At 71.9% G+C, this 19,508-nt stretch carries 22 protein-coding genes; 16 read left to right on the top strand and 6 right to left on the bottom strand.

Annotation, left to right across the window (positions count from 1 at the left end; translation table 11 throughout):
- Window positions 1-122: 122 nt before the first annotated feature.
- From F9C41_RS42100 to F9C41_RS39515, 3 genes are all read right to left on the bottom strand, one after another.
- Window positions 123-200: an Ms5788A family Cys-rich leader peptide gene (locus F9C41_RS42100; RefSeq protein ID WP_330164811.1), complete on the bottom strand. Its 78-nt coding sequence runs from the start codon at window positions 198-200 to the stop codon at window positions 123-125.
- 105 nt (window positions 201-305) lie between these two features.
- Window positions 306-1,013: an LmeA family phospholipid-binding protein gene (locus tag F9C41_RS39520; RefSeq protein ID WP_155391977.1), complete on the bottom strand. Its 708-nt coding sequence runs from the start codon at window positions 1,011-1,013 to the stop codon at window positions 306-308.
- Complete coding sequence (locus F9C41_RS39515) at window positions 1,010-1,993, bottom strand: hypothetical protein (protein WP_407924784.1); 984 nt, start codon at window positions 1,991-1,993, stop codon at window positions 1,010-1,012. The genes F9C41_RS39520 and F9C41_RS39515 overlap by 4 nt, the downstream gene beginning before the upstream one ends.
- 352 nt (window positions 1,994-2,345) lie before the next feature.
- On the opposite strand from F9C41_RS39515, the gene F9C41_RS39510 reads away from it, so the two are divergent.
- From F9C41_RS39510 to pstB, 7 genes are all read left to right on the top strand, one after another.
- On the top strand, window positions 2,346-3,137 hold the full coding sequence (locus tag F9C41_RS39510) for a winged helix-turn-helix transcriptional regulator (protein ID WP_407924783.1): 792 nt from the start codon (window positions 2,346-2,348) through the stop codon (window positions 3,135-3,137).
- Window positions 3,138-3,241: 104 nt separating this feature from the next.
- Window positions 3,242-4,183 carry a mycothiol synthase gene (mshD, locus tag F9C41_RS39505; protein ID WP_155391975.1) on the top strand — a complete coding sequence of 314 codons (942 nt, stop codon included), beginning with the start codon at window positions 3,242-3,244 and terminating at the stop codon, window positions 4,181-4,183.
- Between the two features lie 78 nt (window positions 4,184-4,261).
- Window positions 4,262-5,824 (top strand): hypothetical protein, encoded by a 1,563-nt coding sequence (locus F9C41_RS39500; protein ID WP_155391974.1) that lies wholly within the window; start codon window positions 4,262-4,264, stop codon window positions 5,822-5,824.
- 179 nt (window positions 5,825-6,003) lie between these two features.
- Complete coding sequence (gene pstS / locus F9C41_RS39495) at window positions 6,004-7,068, top strand: phosphate ABC transporter substrate-binding protein PstS (protein ID WP_230690367.1); 1,065 nt, start codon at window positions 6,004-6,006, stop codon at window positions 7,066-7,068.
- An 89-nt stretch (window positions 7,069-7,157) separates the two neighbouring features.
- The gene (gene pstC, locus F9C41_RS39490) at window positions 7,158-8,144 is read left to right on the top strand and encodes a phosphate ABC transporter permease subunit PstC (RefSeq protein ID WP_155391972.1); all 987 of its coding nucleotides are present in this window, start codon (window positions 7,158-7,160) and stop codon (window positions 8,142-8,144) included.
- A complete protein-coding gene (gene pstA / locus F9C41_RS39485; protein ID WP_155391971.1) occupies window positions 8,141-9,055 on the top strand; it encodes a phosphate ABC transporter permease PstA in 915 nt (304 codons plus the stop codon). The genes pstC and pstA overlap by 4 nt, the downstream gene beginning before the upstream one ends.
- 62 nt (window positions 9,056-9,117) lie before the next feature.
- Complete coding sequence (pstB, locus tag F9C41_RS39480; protein WP_230690372.1) at window positions 9,118-9,909, top strand: phosphate ABC transporter ATP-binding protein PstB; 792 nt, start codon at window positions 9,118-9,120, stop codon at window positions 9,907-9,909.
- Between the two features lie 74 nt (window positions 9,910-9,983).
- Here pstB and F9C41_RS39475 read toward each other — a convergent pair whose 3' ends face one another.
- Genes F9C41_RS39475 through F9C41_RS39465 form a run of 3 tightly spaced genes read right to left on the bottom strand, consistent with a single transcriptional unit; the run spans window position 9,984 to window position 12,643 of the window.
- Window positions 9,984-10,565, bottom strand: a complete 582-nt coding sequence (locus F9C41_RS39475; protein WP_155391969.1) for an NUDIX hydrolase — start codon at window positions 10,563-10,565, stop codon at window positions 9,984-9,986.
- A complete protein-coding gene (locus tag F9C41_RS39470) occupies window positions 10,555-11,730 on the bottom strand; it encodes a thiolase family protein (protein WP_155391968.1) in 1,176 nt (391 codons plus the stop codon). The genes F9C41_RS39475 and F9C41_RS39470 overlap by 11 nt, the downstream gene beginning before the upstream one ends.
- Before the next feature lie 31 nt (window positions 11,731-11,761).
- On the bottom strand, window positions 11,762-12,643 hold the full coding sequence (locus F9C41_RS39465; protein WP_230690366.1) for an aminotransferase class IV: 882 nt from the start codon (window positions 12,641-12,643) through the stop codon (window positions 11,762-11,764).
- 196 nt (window positions 12,644-12,839) lie between these two features.
- Between F9C41_RS39465 and F9C41_RS39460 the strand changes: the two genes are divergently transcribed.
- The 9 genes from F9C41_RS39460 (at window position 12,840) to F9C41_RS39420 (ending at window position 19,497) form a co-directional block, all read left to right on the top strand.
- Complete coding sequence (locus tag F9C41_RS39460; protein WP_144127817.1) at window positions 12,840-13,262, top strand: Fur family transcriptional regulator; 423 nt, start codon at window positions 12,840-12,842, stop codon at window positions 13,260-13,262.
- A complete protein-coding gene (ygfZ, locus tag F9C41_RS39455) occupies window positions 13,262-14,329 on the top strand; it encodes a CAF17-like 4Fe-4S cluster assembly/insertion protein YgfZ (protein ID WP_230690365.1) in 1,068 nt (355 codons plus the stop codon). Before F9C41_RS39460 ends, ygfZ begins: the two co-directional genes overlap by 1 nt.
- Window positions 14,330-14,349: 20 nt before the next feature.
- Window positions 14,350-15,186, top strand: coding sequence for a beta-keto acid cleavage family enzyme (locus F9C41_RS39450; RefSeq protein ID WP_155391965.1), 837 nt, complete (start codon window positions 14,350-14,352; stop codon window positions 15,184-15,186).
- A gap of 29 nt (window positions 15,187-15,215) precedes the next feature.
- Window positions 15,216-16,163, top strand: coding sequence for an asparaginase (locus F9C41_RS39445; RefSeq protein WP_155391964.1), 948 nt, complete (start codon window positions 15,216-15,218; stop codon window positions 16,161-16,163).
- A 199-nt stretch (window positions 16,164-16,362) separates the two neighbouring features.
- Entirely contained in the window at window positions 16,363-16,833 is a 471-nt protein-coding gene (locus tag F9C41_RS39440; protein WP_155391963.1) for a helix-turn-helix domain-containing protein, read from the top strand.
- 2 nt (window positions 16,834-16,835) lie between these two features.
- Window positions 16,836-17,357 carry a hypothetical protein gene (locus F9C41_RS39435; protein WP_230690363.1) on the top strand — a complete coding sequence of 174 codons (522 nt, stop codon included), beginning with the start codon at window positions 16,836-16,838 and terminating at the stop codon, window positions 17,355-17,357.
- Window positions 17,358-17,468: 111 nt separating this feature from the next.
- Window positions 17,469-17,753, top strand: a complete 285-nt coding sequence (locus F9C41_RS39430; protein ID WP_155391961.1) for a DUF2516 family protein — start codon at window positions 17,469-17,471, stop codon at window positions 17,751-17,753.
- Window positions 17,754-17,760: 7 nt separating this feature from the next.
- A complete protein-coding gene (locus F9C41_RS39425) occupies window positions 17,761-18,651 on the top strand; it encodes an alpha/beta fold hydrolase (RefSeq protein WP_155392049.1) in 891 nt (296 codons plus the stop codon).
- Window positions 18,652-18,732: 81 nt separating this feature from the next.
- Window positions 18,733-19,497 (top strand): EI24 domain-containing protein, encoded by a 765-nt coding sequence (locus tag F9C41_RS39420; protein ID WP_155391960.1) that lies wholly within the window; start codon window positions 18,733-18,735, stop codon window positions 19,495-19,497.
- The last annotated feature ends 11 nt before the right edge of the window (window positions 19,498-19,508 follow it).

The raw sequence follows: 19,508 nt of genomic DNA, 5'->3' as shown, positions 1-19,508 counted from the left end.
CGACGGCGGCTGGCTGACTTGCGGGGGCGGCCGGCTCAGCGATGAGCGGGCGATGCGAGTCAGTTGACAGAGCTGCTAAACGATCGCGGAAGCGCGATCGAGGTGCGCAAACTGTGCCGCCGTCAGAGGACGGGGCAACACAGGCACGTGGCCACGCGGCACAGGTCGACCGCGCGCCGCTTGGTAAGCAGCGGACTCATAGTTCGTGACCCTACCAGCAGCGCTCTGATTTCGGGAATGTGTCGTCCACCATCCGGGAACGGTGGATCACCATCCGGGAGTGCGGACGATGATCCACTCGACCGTCAGGCCAGCTCGACGTCCTTGGCGGTGAACGCCACGACCAGGCCGGAGGACTCCGTCTGAACGTCCTTCAGTTCGAGGTTGAACGGCAGCTTGGGCAGGGACAACGTGACCGCGAGGCGGTCCTTGTAGGCGTCGATGATCGCCTGGCTGACCGAGCCGGCGGCGCCCTTGAGCGAGGTGGCGCGCAGCCGCACCCGGCCGCCGTCCACGACGGTGACCTCGGCGGTGCCGGTGACCTCTCCGATGATCGGCACCTTGCCGCTGACCCGGACCGTGTCCGGCCCGGCCGAGCTCAGGGTGATCCCGGTCAGGCCGCTGGCCTCGACCAGGCTGGCGTACGACACGGTGGCGGTGCCGTCGACCCGGGCCGCGACCGGCCGCGCGGTGCCGTCCATGAGCTGTGACAGCGGCGCCTCGACGTCCTGCGCCGCCACGCTGAGCAGCGGCAGGGGCAGTGTGCCGCCCTTGAGGTCGCGCATGGTGATGTCGATCTGGGTGTACCGACCGGCCGCGACCTGGGTCAGGAAGGGGAAGCCCTGGATCTCCACCTCGGGTGGGGTCGAGGTGATGCCCTGCTCCTGCATCCGCGCGGAGACCCGCGCGGCGATCTCACGTTCCGCGTAGTGCGCGCCGACCCGGTCGGCGACCGCGACCAGCAACCCCAGGGCGACGAGCACCACCGCGGTGACCGTGAGGAACTTCCTCATGCGGGCACCAGGAAGAACACGCTGATCACGTAGGCGACCGGCGCGGCCAGCGCGAAGCCGGCCAGCGGGCCCTGCATGTGCCGGGCCAGCCACATCGTCGGCGCCTCGCCGGCCAGTTCCCGCCCCGCTTCGGCGAAGCCGATGGTGAGGTCGGCGAGCACGGCGGCACCGGCCGCGGCCATGCCGATGATCGCTGCCTGGCTGGGCGTGAACGGCACGAGGTAGCGGCCGATGACGGCGGCCACGCCGGTGCCGAGCATCGCGCCGATCACGATGCCCGCCGAGCCGCGCGGGACCTGGTCGGCCAGGCGCGGATACGGCGCGAAGACGTCGGTGAGCCGGGCGACGCTCAAGGCGATGCCGCTGGCGATGAGACAGACCACAATGGCCTGTGTGCCCGCCGGGAGGCGGGTCAAAACAATGAGCGTGGCGAACGAGACCACGCCGAGCACGATGACCACCGTCGAGCCGAGCGACTCGGAGACGCGCACCCGGCCCTCGTAGCGCACCATCTGGCCGACCGCGCCCGCGACCAGGCCACCCGCCGCGATGAGGCCGAGCGGGCCCACCGAGGCCACGTCGCTCGTGATCGCGACGACGTCGGCGCTGATCGCCGCCACCACGCCGACGACGGCGACGACCTTCACCCCGGGCGGGCGGATGGCCATGGTGGTGGCGAAGACGTAGAGCAGCTGGGCGCCGAGGATCACCACGGCGTACGGGATGCGGCCCGTGCCCACGCCGGCGGTCTGCGCGCCCATCACCAGGCCGACACCGAGCAGCAGCGCGAAGCCGGCCACGGCCGCCGACAGCAGCCGCCGCACCGGGACGATCTCGACCGGGGGGCCGTCCTCGCCCTCGGGCTCGGGTTCGTCGCCGCCGCGGGCGCGCCGCCGGTCCTTGCTCTTCACCGCCTCGTCGCGCCGGGAACGCGGGCCGGGCTCGGCGCCGCGTTCGGCCGCGCCGCGGCTCGCGGGCACGGGAACGGGCGCAGGGCCACGGCCGGCCGGGCCAGGGCCGGGCCGGTGCGGCCCGTCGAACTGGGGGCCGGATGACCTGCGATTACGGACGCTGTCGTCGGGAGGGGAACCGAGCACGCAACGATCGTGCCACCTCACCCCCCAAGAGCGCACCTCACCGGGGTGGGAACCTTCCGGACGTGGGCGCGGCGCACGAAACACGCGCGAAAGATGACCGAAACATTGCCTCGCGATCACGGGCGGTGAGTGACAAACGCATGAGGTCCTGGTATTTCTTATGTACTCGACTATGCTCATGCTTTACCCGCCCGTCAGCGACGCCGGGACCGACGTGAGGCCAGCCACGCCCCCCATGTGCTGCTCGCGCGGCCCTTTGCCGCGAGGACGGAGGCGATCCGTGGAAATCCTGCTCCTGGTGACCGCACGTGCCGGTGAACCTTCCGCCGTGCTCCCCGCGCTCGACCTGCTCCCGCACACCGTGCGCACCGCTCCCCGCGACGTGCGCACCCTGGTGTCGGCCCCCAGCCCCGACGCGGTCCTGGTCGACGCGCGTACCGAACTCTCCGAGGCCCGGGCCACCTGCCGGATGCTGCACGCGACCGGCATCGGCGTGCCGCTGATCGCGGTGGTCACCGAGGCCGGCCTGGTCGCGATCAACGCGGACTGGGGCGTCGACGACGTCATCCTCGCCGCGGCCGGTCCCGCCGAGGTCGAGGCGCGGCTGCGCCTGGCCGTCGGCCGCCTCAACTCCGCGACCGCCGCCGCCGGCGGCCTCATCCGCGGCGGCGAGCTGACCATCGACCCCGACACGTACGCGGCGAAGCTCAAGGGACGCCCGCTCGACCTCACCTACAAGGAGTTCGAGCTGCTGAAGTTCCTGGCCCAGCACCCGGGCCGGGTGTTCACCCGCGACCAGCTGCTGCGCGAGGTGTGGGGCTACGACTACTTCGGCGGCACCCGCACCGTGGACGTGCACGTGCGGCGCCTGCGCGCCAAGCTCGGCTCCGAGTACGAAGCCATGATCGGCACCGTGCGCCAGGTCGGCTACAAGTTCGTGCTCCCGTCGTCGCGCCCGCAGCTGGCCGAACGCGACTCGCTCAGCGACGCCGCCGAGCAGCTGCTCGCCGACCTGCCCGCTGCCTGACCCGACCGGTTTTCGACATTCGCGCCCGTGGCAGCCGCCACGGGCGCGACTCGTTTCACAGTGCGACGCGAAGCGATTTCATCGACTCCGGCTACGCTGACGCCATGATCGGGTATGCCGAGCGGCGCGACCGGCTCACGCCGGACGACGTATCCGCAGTGGTCGAACTGGCACGCGCGGCGGGGGACACCGACGGCGCGTACCCGCTGTCCGAGCACACGGTGCTGCACCTGCGGCACGGCGGCGACGTTCCCGCGGTGCACCTCATCGCCCGCACCCCCGACGGCGAACTCGCCGGCTACGCCCATGTCGACACCACCGACGCCGTGGACGGGCCCGCCGCGGAGCTGGTCGTGCATCCGCTGCGCCGCCGCCACGGCCTGGGCCGGGCCCTGGTGAAGGCGGCCATCGAGGCGGCCGCCGAGGCCGATCCGGCCGGCCGGCTGCGGCTCTGGGCGCACGGCGACCACCCGTCGGCGAGCGCGCTGGCGCTGTCGCTGGGCTTCCGCCGGGCCCGGGTGCTGTGGCAGATGCGGCGCTCGCTGTTCGCCGAGGTGCCGCAGCCCGACCTGCCCACGGGCGTGGTGCTGCGCCCGTTCCGGCCGGGCGAGGACGACGAACCCTGGCTGGCGCTCAACGCCCGCGCCTTCGCCGACCACCCGGAGCAGGGCCGGTGGACCCTGCGCGACCTGCACGTGCGGATGGCCGAGCCGTGGTTCGACCCGGCGGGTTTCCTGCTGGCCGAGCGCGACGGCGTGCTGGCCGGGTTCCACTGGACCAAGGTGCACGGTGAGCTGCGCCGCGACGCCGAAGACGCGCACCACCACGACCCGATCGGCGAGGTGTACGTGCTCGGTGTCGACCCGGCCGCGCACGGTTCCGGCCTGGGCCGCGCGCTGACCGCGGCGGGGCTGCGCCACCTGCGGGCACAGGGGCTCGACCAGGTGATGCTGTACGTCGACGAGTCCAACACCGCCGCGACCGCCCTCTACCAGCGACTGGGCTTCGCCCGGTGGTCCACGGACGTGCTCTTCCAGCGCACCTGAACGACCTCTTCCGCAATCCTGTGAGATCCATCACCATCTAAGGGATGCGCGGGTGACGGCGGCGGAAGGCGGAGCGTGATGGAGCAGGAGCCGCCCGACGTGCTGTCGCAGCGGGAGCCGGCGAGCCCGGCCGCTGCTCCCGCCGACTTCACCGACTGGGTGGCCCGCCGCCTGCCGCCGCTGGAGCACGCCGCCCGGCAGCTCACCGGCGACGACGCGCAGGCCGCCGCGCTGGCCCGGGAACTGCTCGGCCTGGTCGCGATGCGCTGGTCGCGGATGCGCGGCAACGACGCGGAGCACCACGCCCCGCCCGGTGCGGCCGCCGACCGGCTCCTGCTGCGGCTTTTCGGGCGGGAGGTCGCCGACGCCATGCCGCAGCATCGCGTCCGGCTGGACCTGGACCGCATTCCACCTGCCCGCCGCCCCGGCCGCGCGCTGCCGCCGACCGCCGAGGAGGAGGCGGCCGCGCTGTGGCGGCGCGGCCGGGCCACCACCCGCCGCCGGTTGCTGATCGCCGGCGCCATCGGTGCGGCGGCGCTGGGCGCGACCGGGATCAGGGCGTTCACCGCCGGGGGCGAGGAGGGCCTGCGGCCGCTGCCCGCCCTGCCCACCGGCCCGGCCGGGCTGGACGGGGTGGACGAGGTGCCACCGGTGGCGCGGCAGCTCGCGCTGCCCGTGGCGCTGGTGGCGAAGCTGCCGCGAGAGCTCGCGCCCGGTGATCCGGCGCGGCTGCCCACCCTGAGCGCACGGCCGACGCCGCGGGCGCTCGCCGTGCTCGACGCCGCCACGGGTGCGGCCGCCACCGGCCCGCTACTGGTGCTGGGCGAGGACGGCGGCTGGCGCAGGGTCGACAAGCTCCCGGCGGAGGCCGCCGCGCTGCTGTCGCCGGGAGCGCTGGCCCCGGACGGCACACGTACGGCGGTGGTCACGGCGGACGAGCTGTGGGTGGTCGAGTCGGCCACCGGCCGGGCGCGGCGGTACGACGTCGTGCCGCAGTCGCCCGTCGTCGTCTGGCTCGGGCCGCGGCACCTGCTGGTCGCGGTCGACCAGCTGCTCGAGGTCACCACCGGCCGGCTGCTGGCGGTGCCCGTGGGGGGACGCGACGCGGTCGCGCCCCGCCGCGCGGCCGGTGCCGACGTGCCGTCGACGGTGCTGGAGCTGCTCTCGGCCGGGGACCCGATCACGGCGCCGCCGCGGGTGCGCAGCTGGGAGTTCGACGGGCGCAACCACAGCGAGGGCACGGTCGCGGTGACCGGGCCTAGCGCGGGGCGGCTGGGTCAGTTCGTCGGCCCCGGGTTCGCGGTCGTGGGCGGAGACCTGGTCGCGCGGATGTGCGAGCCGACGGGGCTGCCCGTGCGGCCGGACTGGCGGCCCGGGGCGGCGGTGGTCGTGCTGGATCCCGCCGCGGCCGGGGTGCGGCGGATGCTGGCGGCCGACGCCGACGTGACCGGCGCCGTGACGCTGCTCGGCTGGCTGGACCGGCGGCGGGTGCTGCTGCGCTGCGCGGGCGGGTCGGGCGCCACGCCCGGGGTGAACCAGCGGGTGCTGGTGTGGGACGTACGTGACGGCAGCCTCGCGCTGGTGGCGACGGTGGCCTCGGTCGGCGAGCTGTCGCTGGCCGACCTCGACGGCGCGGTGTGATCGCGTTCACTTCCCGGCCACATCTTGCTGAGGGAGCAGTCACCGGTCCTGTTTTGCCTGTTCACCCTGCGTTCACCTGAGACGGGAGAACCGGCTACCTCAGCCGTGCAATGTCGGGGTCAGGCCGGTGACGGTCTGTTATCCCTGACTAGGAAGGCACCCCTGAAGTGAACCGTAACGTGCTCTCTCGGCGCGTCTTTGCAGGCGTCGCGGTCGCGGCGCTTGCTCTTGCTGGTTGCTCCTCGAAGGGCGACCCGGGCACCGACCCCTCCGCCAGCGCCGACGCCGGCGGTCTGGCCTCCATCACTGGTGAACTGAAGGCGTCGGGTGCGAGCTTCCCGAACACCTACTACCAGGAGGTCATCCTCTCCCTGAAGGATGCCGCCCCGAACTTCAAGGTGACCTACAACTCGATCGGTTCGGGCGCCGGCAAGAAGGAGTACGGCTCCGGCCTGGTCGACTTCGCCGGCACGGACAGCACGGTCAAGGACACCGACGGCGTTCCCGCCGGTTCCTACCTCTACATCCCGACCGTCGCCGCGCCGATCACCGTGTCGTACAACCTCAAGGGTGTCGACAAGCTGCAGCTGAGCCCGGTCACCCTGGCCAAGATCTTCCAGCGCACCATCAAGACCTGGAACGCGCCGGAGATCGCCGCCGACAACCCGGGCGTGACCCTGCCGGCCACCGCCATCTCCGTGGCGCACCGCTCGGACGGCTCGGGCACCACCAACAACTTCACCAAGTACCTGGCCGCCGCTGCGCCCAGCGACTGGAAGCTGGGCAGCGGCGACACCGTCGCGTGGCCGGCCGACACCCAGGCCGGTGCCAAGAACACCGGTGTGGCGCAGCTGATCAAGGCCGCTGACGGCGGTATCGGCTACGTCGACCTGAGCGACGCGAAGGACTCCGGTCTGCCGTTCGCCGCGATCAAGAACAAGGACGGTCAGTTCGTGCTCCCGACGCTGGAGGGTGCCACTGCGGCGCTCGCCGGTGCCGAGGTCAAGGAAGACCTGACCTTCAACCCGCTGAACGCGGCCGGTGCGACCTCGTACCCGATCACCGCGCCGACCTACCTGCTGGTCAAGCCGAAGTACGACGACCCGAAGAAGGCCGAGCTGGTCAAGGCCTTCGTCAAGTACCTGCTGAACGACGGCAAGGCCATCGCCGCCGAGGTGAACTACGCGGTCCTGCCGACGGAGCTGCAGGCCAAGGCGCTCGCCCAGCTGGACAAGGTCAGCTGAAGCTGATCTGACCTGAGCACCACCCCCGGTGCGGTGGGTCCTCCCGGACTCACCGCACCGGCCTCGCCAGGCCACCCCTCGGAGTAGAGATGACAGTCGTAGACAAATCCGCTCAGCTGACCCGGAAGGACCGCGGCAGACACGCCGACCGGCTCTTCTGGGCCTTGTGCGTTTCCGCGGGCTTCGCGGTGCTGGTGATCCTGGCGTTGATCCTGATCACCATGGTGAAGCAGGCCTACCCGGCCTTCTCCGCCGAGTTCTTCACCAGCTCGACCTGGATCCCCAACGACCCCGACGGCGACGGCCCGGGCAAGCCGGTCTACGGCACCCTGGCCTTCCTCTACGGCACGCTGGTCGTCTCCACGATCGCCGTGGTCGTCGCGGTCCCGGTCTCGATCGGCATCGCGCTCTTCCTGACCGAGCTGGCGCCGCGCCGCATCCGCTCGGCGATCGTCACCCTCATCGACCTGCTGGCCGCGGTGCCTTCGGTCGTCTTCGGCCTCTGGGGAATCCTCGTCGTCGCGCCCGCCGTGGTGCCGGTCTACCAGTGGCTGCACGATGTGCTGGGCGGTGTGCCGGTGCTCGGGTCGCTGTTCGGCGAGCCGCGCAGCAGCGGTCGCACCTTCATGACCGCGGGCCTGATCCTCGCCATCATGATCGTCCCGATCATCACGTCGATCGCCCGCGAGGTCTTCGCCACGGTGCCCGACTCCGACAAGCAGGCGGCCTGGGCGCTCGGCGCCACCCGCTGGGAAATGATCAAGGGTGCGGTGCTGCCGCACAGCTTCGGCGGCGTGGTCGGCGCGGTGATCCTCGGCCTCGGCCGCGCGATGGGCGAGACCATCGCGGTCGCCCTGGTCATCGGCAGCTCGGTGCAGATCACCGCGAACCTCTTCGAGAGCGGCTACGCGCTGCCGGCCATCATCGTCGACCAGTGGGGCGAGTCCACCGGTGAGTTCACCGCCGCCCTGATCGGCATGGGCGTGGTGCTGTTCGTCATCACGGTGCTGGTCAACCTGGTCGCCCGATTCGTCGTACGCCGGGCGGAGATCCGGATGAGGGGAGCCTCGGCATGACCAGCACCACTGCTACCCGTCCCGCGGCGGCCGCTCCGGTGCCGGCGGATCTGCGCCGCTCCGCGCTGCCGCTGCGCCGACGGCTGACCGACGGCTTCAGCAAGTCGCTCATGGGGCTTGCGCTGCTGATCGCGCTCATCCCGCTGGGCCTGGTCATCTACCACGTGACCAGCCGGGGCATGGCCGTCCTCGACTGGGACTTCCTCATCGAGGACATCCCCAACTCGGCCCGCCGGGCCGGCGGCGGCATGGGCCCCGCCATCGCGGGAACCCTGCTGATCACCGGTGCCGCGGCCGCCATGGCGATCCCGCTCGGCGTGCTCGGCTCGATCTACCTCAACGAGTACGGCAAGCAGAACGCGCTGGCCCGGCTCATCCGGACCATGTCCGACGTCATGACGGGCGTGCCTTCGGTCGTCATGGGTCTGTTCATCTACGTCTCGTACGTGCTGGTGGTCAAGGAGCAGTCCGGCTTCGCGGCCGCGCTCGCCCTGGGCTGCCTCATGCTCCCGGTGATCATCCGCAGCTCCGAGGAGATGCTCAAGCTGGTGCCGGACGAGCTGCGCCAGGCCAGCGCCGCGCTGGGCGCCCGGCGCTGGAAGACCACCGTCTCCGTGGTGCTGCCCGCGGCCATCTCCGGCATCGTGAGCGGCGTGATGCTCGCCATCGCGCGTGCCGCGGGTGAGACCGCGCCGGTCGTGCTGGTCGCCGGCACGACGTTCGTGGCCAACTGGACCCTGGCGGGGGACAACACCACCCTGGCCGCGCAGATCTTCAAGAATGCCGGAGAGCCGTTCCCGGCGGCACAGGATCGTGCCTGGGGCGCGGCGCTCACGCTGATGGTGATCGTGCTCGTGTTCACCGTCGCGGCCCGCCTGATCTCCAGCCGCTTCGCCATTAAGGAACGTTGAGGATGACCACCATGAGCAGCGACTTCACCCTGTCCACCCTTCTTCCGGGAGCCGTGCCCGCCATGCCCGTCGCGTCCGCAACGCCGGTGATGCAGCTGGAGAACGTCAGCGTCTTCTACGGCAACTACGAGGCCGTTCGCGGCACGAACATGGCGGTCCGCGAGCACCAGATCACCGCGCTCATCGGCCCGTCGGGCTGCGGCAAGAGCACCGTGCTGCGCTCGCTGAACCGGATGAACGACCTGGTGGCGGGCGCCCGGGTGGCCGGGAAGATCACGTTCCACGGCCAGGACCTGTACGCCCCGGACGTCGACCCGATCCAGGTGCGCCGCCGCATCGGCATGGTCTTCCAGAAGCCGAACCCGTTCCCGAAGTCCATCTACGAGAACGTGGCCTACGGCCTGAAGATCAACGGGATCAAGGACAACATGGACGACCGCGTCGAGCAGGCGCTGCGCGGCGCGGCCCTGTGGGACGAGGTCAAGGGCAAGCTGAAGACCAGTGGCCTGGCCCTGTCCGGCGGCCAGCAGCAGCGGCTCTGCATCGCGCGGGCGATCGCCGTCAAGCCCGAGGTGATCCTCATGGACGAGCCGTGCTCCGCGCTCGACCCGATCGCCACCGGCAAGATCGAGGACCTGATGCACGACCTGGCGGGCACGTACACCATCGTGATCGTCACCCACAACATGCAGCAGGCCGCCCGCGTCAGCCACCACACCGCGTTCTTCACCGCGGAGCTGGACGAGGCCGGCGTGCGGCACGGCCGCCTGGTCGAGTTCAACGACACGGGCCGCATCTTCACCAACCCCGCCGACAAGCGCACCGAGGACTACATCACCGGCCGCTTCGGCTGATCGCGACTCTCCTCTCTCCATAAGGCGAGACGCCCGGCTGCCGCTACCGCGGCGACCGGGCGTCTGGTCGTGGGTCAGAGGGAGGGCATGTAGGGCGTGCTCACATCGCGGTGGGTGGTGAGCATGTCCGCGACCGAGGGGTATGCCGCCAGCTCGCGCAGCGTGACCAGGGTCGGCGGCAGCATCGGCAGCTCACCCGCCTCGTGCTCGGCGATCGCGTCCTCGGGCGTCAGCCAGCGGGCCCGGTCGGCCTCGAACTCGGGCAGCGCGGCGTCCTGGCCGTCGGGCATGGCGGCCAGGAAGAACCAGGTGTCGAAGCGGCGCGGCTCGAAGACCGGGGTCAGCCAGCGGTGCCATGGGGTCAGCGCGGCCGGGAGCAGGGTCACCCCGGTCTCCTCGGCGATCTCGCGGACCGCGGCGTCGGCCGGGGTCTCGCCGGCCTCCAGCGAGCCGCCCGGGAACGCCCACATGCCGCCGAACGCCATCGCCCGCATGCGGCGGATCAGGAAGATCGTGCGGTCCGGGCGGATCAGCACCACGGTGGACGCCTCGCGGGGCGTCGCGGGCTCGGCGCCGGACGCGGCGAACTCGCGGGCCAGGGTCTCGAAGCGGGCCCGCTGCTCGGGCGGCAGCAGGTCGAACGGGTTACTCGACATGGACCAGCACCGCCTGTCCCTGGCCGACGCCGATGCAGGCCGCCGCGATGCCGTAGCCGCCGCCCCGGCGGCGCAGCGTGTGGCACAGGTCCATGACGACCCGGGGCGCGGACGCGCCGAGCGGGTGGCCGTACGCGATCGCGCCGCCGTCGACGTTGACCAGCTCCGGGTCGATCTCCGGCAGCTCGTGCAGGCAGCTGAGCACCATCGCGGCGAACGCCTCGTTCAGCTCCCAGGCGGCGATGTCGCCGAAGCCGAGCTTCGCCTTGGCCAGCAGGGCCCGGATCGCGGGGACCGGGCCGGTGGAGAAGCGCTCCGGGGAGACGCCCGCGACGGTGCTCGCCACGATCCGGCCCAGCGGCCGTACGCCCAGGCGCTCGACCGCGGCCGCCGAGCCGACCAGGGTCGCGGCGGCGCCGTCGTTGACGGGGGAGGAGTTGCCCGCGGTGACCGTGCCGTCCGCGGTGAACGCGGGGCGCAGCTTGGCCAGCGCCGCGGCGCTCGTGTCGGGGCGCACCGACTCGTCGCGGGTCACCCCGGCGACCTCGACGACCCGGTCGTCGAAGCGGCCCTGCGCCCAGGCGGCGGCCGCGCGCTGCTGCGAGCGCAGCGCCCAGGCGTCCTGCGCCTCGCGGCCGATGCCGAACTCGTGGGCCACCTGCTGGGCGGCCACGCCCAGCGGCACCGTCCACACGTCGGGCATCAGCGGGTTGACCATGCGCCAGCCGAGCTGGGTGTTCCACAGCTTCGCCTCGCCGGGGAAGGCCGTGTCGGGCTTGCTCATCACGAACGGGGCGCGGCTCATGCTCTCCACACCGCCCGCGATGACCAGGTCGTTGTCGCCCGCGCGCACCGCCCGGGAGGCCTGCACGATCGCCTCGGCGCCCGCGGCGCACAGCCGGTTGACGGTCACGCCGGGCACCGTGGCGGGCAGGCCGGCCAGCAGCGCCGCCATCCGGGCCACGTTGCGGTTGTCCTCGCCGGCGCCGTTCGCGTCGCCGAGGATGATGTCCTCGATCAGCGCCGGGTCCAGCTCGGGGTGCCGTTTGAGCAGCGCGACCAGGGGCGCGGCCGCGAGGTCGTCGGTGCGTACGCCGGAGAGCCCGCCCTTGTGGCGGCCGAACGGGGTGCGGACCGCGTCGATGAGAAACGCCTGCGAGGTCATGCTCCGCAGGCTACGTCACCTGAGTGATCGTTCAGCAACCCAGGTTCGTGAAGCCCAGGTAGGCGCGCAGCTTCTCGGTGTGCACGGACGGGGCGGTCGCCGCGCCGTCGATCGCCCGCAGCTCGGCGATGCCGCGCACGCTGGACAGCAGCCACACGCCGTCGGTCGCGGCCAGCTCGGCCGGGGTGACCATCCGCTCGGCGGCGGTCCAGCCGAGGTCGCCGGCGTTGTCGAGCAGGTGCCGGGCGGTCGTGCCCGGCAGGATGCCGGTGGTCTCCACGGGCACCGTGCACAGCGTGTCCCCGCTCAGCCAGACCAGCGTCGAGGTCGGGCCCTCCAGGGCGTAGCCGTCCGCGGAGACCCACAGTGCGTCGTCCACGCCCTGCGCCAGCGCCCAGCGCTGCGAGGCCATGTTGATCGCGTACGACAGCGACTTCACGCCGCCCAGCAGCCACGGGGCCGAGGTGCGCGCGTCGGCCGGGTAGCCCAGCGAGATCGTGGTGACGGTGATGCCGTCGCGACGTGCGGCCAGGGTGGCCGCGCCGATCGGGTTCACGGTGGCGAAGCAGGTGACCGGTCCGCCGGTGGCGGCGCTCGCCTCGGTGCCGCGGGTGCAGACCAGGCGCAGCGCGCCCTCGACCTCGGCGGGCCACTGCGCGCAGGCCAGCGCGGCCAGCTCGCGCAGCGACGGCTCGGCGGGCAGCGCCAGCTCCATCCGGGCGGCCGAGCGGGCCATCCGGGCCAGGTGCTCGTCGAGCAGCCACGGCTCGACCCCGCCGCGGCCGTCGGGCCGCACGTGCATGGTCTCGAAGACCCCGTCGCCGCGCAGCACGCCGAGATCGTCGGCACGGAGCACAGGAGTGTCGGCCGGCACCACGCCACGGCCCTGGACCACGAGAACAGGCTGCACCACGGCCGGAATGCTACGCGTCCCAGCAGTTGCCCTCGCAGCGGCCTTGATCGGCCGACTTGCCTGGCACATGGGCGAATGGCGGCCCAAGATACGCACGACTGCCTGGCAAGTCCGGCGATCAAGGCCGCGGGGCGGTGCGCTCGGCGTCACGCCGCGCGGGCGGAGGCGCGCCGGCGTGCCGAACTATGATCGGACGATGCCCGAACAAGGCTCCGCCGAGCTCGCCGAACTCCTCCGGGATCGCGGCCTGCGGCTCACCCCCCAGCGGCAACTGGTGCTCGACGCCGTGCGCCAGCTCGTCCACGCGACCCCGGAACAGGTGCACGCCGCCGTGTGCGAGGTCGCCTCCGGGGTGAACATCACCACCGTGTACCGGACCCTGGAGCTGCTCGAAGAGCTCGGGCTGGTCACCCACGTGCACCTGTCGCACGGCGCGCCGACGTACCACGACGCGGCGGTCGTGCAGCACGTGCACCTGGTCTGCCGCAACTGCGACACGGTCACCGAGCTGGAGCAGAGCGAGCTGGCCCCGCTCGCGGAGCGGCTGCTGTCGCAGCGCGGCTTCCGGATGGACATCGGGCATGTGGCTTTGTTCGGACTATGCGGGAGCTGTGCGTGATGGGTACGACCGTGCTGATGGGCCATTTCGACCCCGACTCCGCCGATGCCGCCGTCGCGGCGCACCACGGCGACCCGAATCGCGAGCAGCGCACCCTGCTGACCGCGGCCGGAATAGTGGACCGCTCGCACCGCGGGGTGCTGGCGCTGACCGGCCCGGAGCGGCTGAGTTTCCTGCACAACCTCACCTCCCAGCACCTGACCGCCCTTGCCGACGGCCAGGGGACCCGCACGCTGGTGCTCTCCCCGAACGGGCACATCGAGCACGAGCTGTGGGTGTCCGAGCTCGACGGCACGCTCTGGGTGGACGTCGAGCCGGGCACCGTCGACGCCCTGGTCACCTTCCTGACCAAGATGCGTTTCTTCACCCAGGTCGAGATCAAACCCGCTGACCTGGTCGTACACAGCCTGGTCGGACCCGGCGCGCTCGCCGCCGCCGCGAAACTGGGCGTCGCCGTGCCCGCCGAGCCGGACGTGCTCGACGTGCCGGGCCCCAAGTTCGCCACCGGCGCGCTGCTGCCGCGCCCGACCACGGTGTACGCGCTGACCCCGCTGCCCGGCGGCGGCTTCGTACGCAGGCACTCCCTCGGCGATGTGCCGGTGCTGGACCTGCTGCTGCCCGCCGAGACCGCCGCGGCGACGCTGGCCGCGCTGGACGTGCCGCCCGCCGGGCTGTGGGCGTACGAGGCGGTGCGGGCCGCCGCGAAGCAGGCCCGGGTGGGGGTGGACACCGATCACCGGACGCTGCCGTCGGAGGTGGACCTGACCGCCGCCGCGGTGCACCTGGAGAAGGGCTGCTACCGGGGCCAGGAGACGGTGGCCCGGGTGCACCACCTGGGCAAGCCGCCGCGCGCGCTGCGCCTGCTGCACCTGGACGGCATCCTCACCGACGAGCTTCCGGCGCGTGGCACCGAGATCACGGCGAATGGCCGTACCGTCGGATTCATCGGCACCGCGGCCCGGCATGCGGAACTCGGACCGATTGCGCTCGCGGTCCTCAAGCGCAATATTTCCGGCGACACCCCCCTCACCGCGGGAGAATCTACGGCCTCTATCGACCCTGACTAGAAATATGACAGGATGCGCGCATGACGAACGGCACTCTGATCACCGTCGCGCCCACCGGCGCGGAGTCCGCCAAGGCTGACGTCCCCGCCCTGCCGGTGACGCTGGACGAGCTGGTCGCCACCGCCAAGGAGTGCGAGGCCGTCGGCGCGAGCGTGATCCACGTGCACATCCGCGACGACGAGGCCAAGCCGAGCCTGGACCCCGTTCGTCTGCGCGAGACCGTCGCCGCGCTGCGTACGAGCACCGACCTGATCGTGCAGCTGTCCAGCGGCGGCTCGGTGCACGACCCGGAGTCCGCCCGGCTGGCCGTGCTCGACGCCGGCCCGGACATGGCCAGCTGCACCATGGGCACCGTCAACTTCGGCGACGACGTGTTCATGAACCGCTGGGAGTTCATCGTCGACCTGCACACCCGCATGCAGGAGCGCGGTGTCGTGCCGGAGTACGAGATCTTCGACCTGGGCCACCTGTGGGCACTGCAGCGCCTGCTCGACAAGTACGGCCTACCCGCGGGCGGCCACGTGCACGTCGACTTCGTGATGGGCGTGCCCGGCGGCATGCCCGGCACCCCGGCGGCGCTCGTCGCCTGCCAGCAGGCCCTGCGCGAGCTGCCCGAAGGCACCACGTTCTCGGCCACCGGCATCGGCCGGTTCACCCTGCCGGTGCTGCTCACCGCGCTCGGCGCGGGCGGCCACCTGCGGGTCGGCATGGAGGACACGGTCACCTACGCCAAGGGCCAGCCGGTCGAGTCCAACACCCAGCTGGTCGCCCGGGCGTCCGCATTCGCCCGGTTGGCGCAGCGCCCCGCGCTGACCCCGGGTGAGGCACGCAACCTCCTGGGGATCCCGCCGCGCTGAAATGTGAAACCCCGGTAGCGTTCCTTACCATGGGCAAGGTTTACGAGGGCGGCGTACCGCTCGTCGAGGTGGAACGCAGCGGTTTCGTCGAGGGTGGCCACCGGGGGTCGGTGATCGTCCTGGACGCTGCCGGAAATCCGGTCGCCTCGGCCGGTGACGTCACCGGGCCGATCTTCGCGCGCTCCTCCAACAAGCCCATGCAGGCCATCGGCATGCTGCGCGCCGGGCTGCGCCTGGCCGACCCGGCGGACCTGGCGCTGGTCGCGGCCAGCCACTACGGCGAGGACTTCCACATCGCCCGGGTACGTGCGCTGCTGCGCAGCGGCGGGCTCACCGAGGCCGCCCTGCGCTGCCCGCCCGACCTGCCGCTCGACGACGCCGCGAAGATCGCCAGCGGGGGCACCCCGCAGCGCGTCTACATGAACTGCTCCGGCAAGCACTCCGGCATGCTGCTGACCTGCCGCGCCGCCGGCTGGGCCGTGGAGGACTACTTCCAGCCCGACCACCCGCTGCAGCAGCGCCTCAACGAGACCATCGAGGAGTTCGCGGGCGAGTCCGCGGCCGCGATGGGCGTCGACGGCTGCGGCGCGCCCGTGCTGGCGCTGTCGCTGACCGGCCTGGCCACCGCGTTCCGCCGGCTCGCCGAGGGCGTGCCCGGCTCACTGGAGCGCTCGGTCGCCGACGCCATGCGGGCATACCCGGAGCTGGTCAGCGGCACCAACCGCGAGGATGCCCAGCTCATGCGCGCCGTGCCCGGCCTGGTCTGCAAGGTCGGCGCGGAAGGCGTATGGGCCGCGGCCGTCCCCGGCAAGGGCGCGGTCGCCATCAAGATCGACGACGGCGCCGCCCGCGCCCGCGGCCCCATCATGATCACCGCCCTGCGCCGCCTCGGCATTCCGGCCGACGTCCCCGCCCTCACCGAACCCGCCCTCCTCGGCGGCGGCCGCCGCGTAGGCGCCCTCCACCCCCTCTGGTGACCACCCCTTTTTTGCGTTGATCATGAAGTTGTGGCGGGGACACGCCAGTGACCCGTGCCATAAGTTCATGATCAACGCGTCGATGGGTGGCGGTGCTGGGCTGGGGTGGGTCGGGAATGGGTGGTTTTGGGGCGTGGCGTAGGTCGTTAGCGTAGAGCTAGCAATATGCTTGCTGTTGCTAGCAGTCGTGGGTAGTTTTATGGGCGTGCAGAGTCCCGACATCGGCGCCTTCATCAAGGATCTGCGGGAGAACGCCCGCATTTCCCTGCGGCAGCTGGCCGAGCAGGCCAACATCAGCAATCCGTACCTCAGCCAGATCGAACGCGGGCTGCGCAAGCCGTCCGCCGAGGTCCTGGCCCAGCTGGCTGCGGCGCTGCGGGTCTCCACCCCGGCCATGTACCTCAAGGCCGGGCTGCTCGGCTCTGACGACCACCAGGGCGTGCCGACCGCGATCGCGGCCGACCCGCTGCTGACGGTCGCGCAGAAACAGTCACTCACGCAGATCTACGAGACGTTCGTACGCGAGAACGCGCGCGCCGAAGAGGCCGCCACCTCGGAGCCCGCCCCCGCGGCGGCCCCGGCGGAGCCGACCGTCGCCACGGCGAAGAAGCCGACGGTCAAGAAGGCGGTCAAGAAGGCCGTGCGCCAGCAGGCACAGGAGGAACAGTGACCATGACCCAGACGTCGAGCAAGTCGAACAAGACCGACGACCGCACCTACCCGAGCGCGTTCTACGCCGCGGCGGGTGTCGGCGACATGGCCTACGAGCAGCTGCGCAAGCTGCCCGAGCTGGCCGACAAGCTGCGCGACAAGGCGGCGGAGTTCGCCGACCAGGCGGCCAAGTCCGACGTGCCGCAGTGGAAGGCCAAGGCCAACGAGTACGGCGCCTTCGCCACCAGCAAGGCCGCCGAGCTCACCTCGAAGGTCGACGCGGCGCAGATCCGCGACAGCATCGTCGCCGGCACGCAGACCGCGGCGGAGAAGGCCACCAAGCTCTACGACGCGCTGGTCGCCCGCGGCGAGCAGGCGTTCACGGAGCAGCCCGCGACGCCGGGCTTCGAGCCGAAGACCGAGACCGCGTCCGCCCACCCGGCGGAGGCCAAGACCGAGGCGAAGGCGGAGGCCAAGCCGTCCGAGGACGTGCCGCCGGCCGCCAAGCCCGCCGCGAAGAAGCCGCCGCGCGCCTCGAAGTGACCCGGCGTTCTCGTCGCGGCGCGCCGATCGACCGGTCGGCACGCCGCGACGAGACGTATCCGGCGTCGTCACCGCTGGGATGCCGGGCTCGATGGTTCTAAGCTGTGACCCATGGTTGCGTTCGCTATTCAGGGCTGGATCAATCTCATCCTGTGGATCGTCATCCTCGGGGTCCTGCTCTGGGCCTTCGCGGACTGCGTGATCCGCCGCAAGGACGCGTTCCCGGCGATCGGCACCATGCCCAAGGTCGGCTGGATGCTGGTGATCGGGCTGATGGCCCTGCTGACCGTCTTCACCGGCTTCGGGCTCTTCGCCTACATCGGCGCCGGCCTCGCCGCGTACTACCTGCTGGACGTGCGCCGCGGCCTGCGTGAGGCCGCCGAGGGACCCTGGTGAATCAGTGATCAACGATCTGCGCTGGCCGCCCCCGCCGGACGGATTCCCCCGACGCCTCGGCAAGCCGCGCAACTCCGCTCCGAACACCGGCCGCCCCGCCCCGCCCGCGCTGCCCACCGAGATCGTCGACACCCCGCACGGCGTGCAGTTGGAACGCCTCAGCACCGGTGTCGGCGAGCCGGTGACCGTCTTCGCGCACGGGCTCGGCCACGGCATCGCCGAGACCCGGCCGCTGGGCAGCGCCGTCGCCGGCAAGCGGGTGTTCTTCCAGTTCCGCGGCCACGGCGAGTCCAGCTCGCCGCGCGGCTCGTGGGACTACGGCGATCTGGCCCGCGACCTGCGCGCCATCGCCGACATGACGGTCGCCACCCGGGCCCTCGGGGTGAGCCTCGGCGCGGGCGCGCTGTGCCGGCTGCTGGCCGAGACGCCCGACCGGTTCGAGAAGGTCGTGCTTTTCCTGCCCGCGGTGCTCGACCGCCCGCGGCCGGAGGCGGCCCGCCGCCGGCTGGTCAACCTGCTCGAGGCGATCAACAGCGGTGACCTGCCGACCGTCGCCAACGCCGTGGTCGAGGAGATCCCGCCGTCGGCCCGCAACGGCGCCTCCGGCTGGGCGTACGTGCGCCAGCGGCTGAACACCCTGATGAACACCGGCCTGAGCAGCGGCCTGCTCACCCTGCCCGACCAGGTGCCGGTGCCGGACGTGAACCTGCTCCGTGACGTCAGCGCGCAGGTGCTGGTCATCGGCTGCATCGGTGACGACCTGCACCCGGCGTCGGTCGCCGAGGAACTGGCAAGCGTGCTGCCCGAGGCGACCCTGCACATCTACAACCGGCCCTCGGTGCTCTGGCACGAGCGCGCCGACCTGCGGGAACGGATTTCCGGCTTCCTGAACGGCTGACCTGCGCCAGTGGCCCGTCCCGGGCTCGCCGCAACGGCGACCCTTACGACCGCCCGCCGGTGTCCACTAGGCTCCCGGGTCGTGGCTGGTCATGTGGTCTCCGAGTTCTTCACCGGCGTACGCCTGCTCCTGCGCGGCATCGGGCGCTATGCGCGCAGCCCGAAGCTGATCCTGCTGGGGCTGGTCCCCGCGGTGCTCAGCCTGCTGCTGTTCGGCGGGCTGTTCACGCTGCTGTTCGTCTACGTCGACGAGTTGTCGGCCACCGTCACCTGGTTCGCTGACGACTGGGCGGAGGGCGTGCGCTCCTCGGTGCGGCTGTTCGCCGGCATCGCCCTGGTCGGGGTGAGCGGGCTGTTCGCGGTGCTGTCGTTCACCGCGGTGACGCTGCTCATCGGCGACCCGTTCTACGAGGCCATCAGCAAGGCCGTGGAGGACGACTTCGGCGGCGTGCCCGACGCGGTCGACCTGCCCTGGCACCAGGAGCTGCGGCGCAGCATCCTCGACGCGCTGCGGCTGCTGGCGGTGTCGTTGATGATCGCGATCCCGCTGTTCGCGGGCGGCTTCATCCCGGTCGTCGGGCAGACGGCGATCCCCGTGCTCGGCGCGTTCGTCGGCGGCTGGTTCCTGGCGCTGGAACTCGTCGCGGTCGCGTTCAACCGCCGCGGCCTGCGGCTGCCCGACCGCCGGGTGGCGCTGCGTCGACACCGCGCCAGCGCGCTGGGTTTCGGTGTCGCGGTGTTCTGCTGTTTCCTGATTCCGTTCGGCGCCGTGCTGATCATGCCGGCCGCGGTGGCGGGCGGTACGCTGCTCGCCCGCCGCTCCCTCGGCCTGCCCATCGAGAAGTAGGACCCCACCCC

The sequence above is a fragment of the Catellatospora paridis genome (genome assembly GCF_009720365.1).
GTDB classification, from domain to species: Bacteria; Actinomycetota; Actinomycetes; order Mycobacteriales; family Micromonosporaceae; genus Catellatospora; species Catellatospora paridis.
Note: the sequence above shows the minus strand (reverse complement) of the source record. Positions and strands in the feature narration are given on the sequence as shown.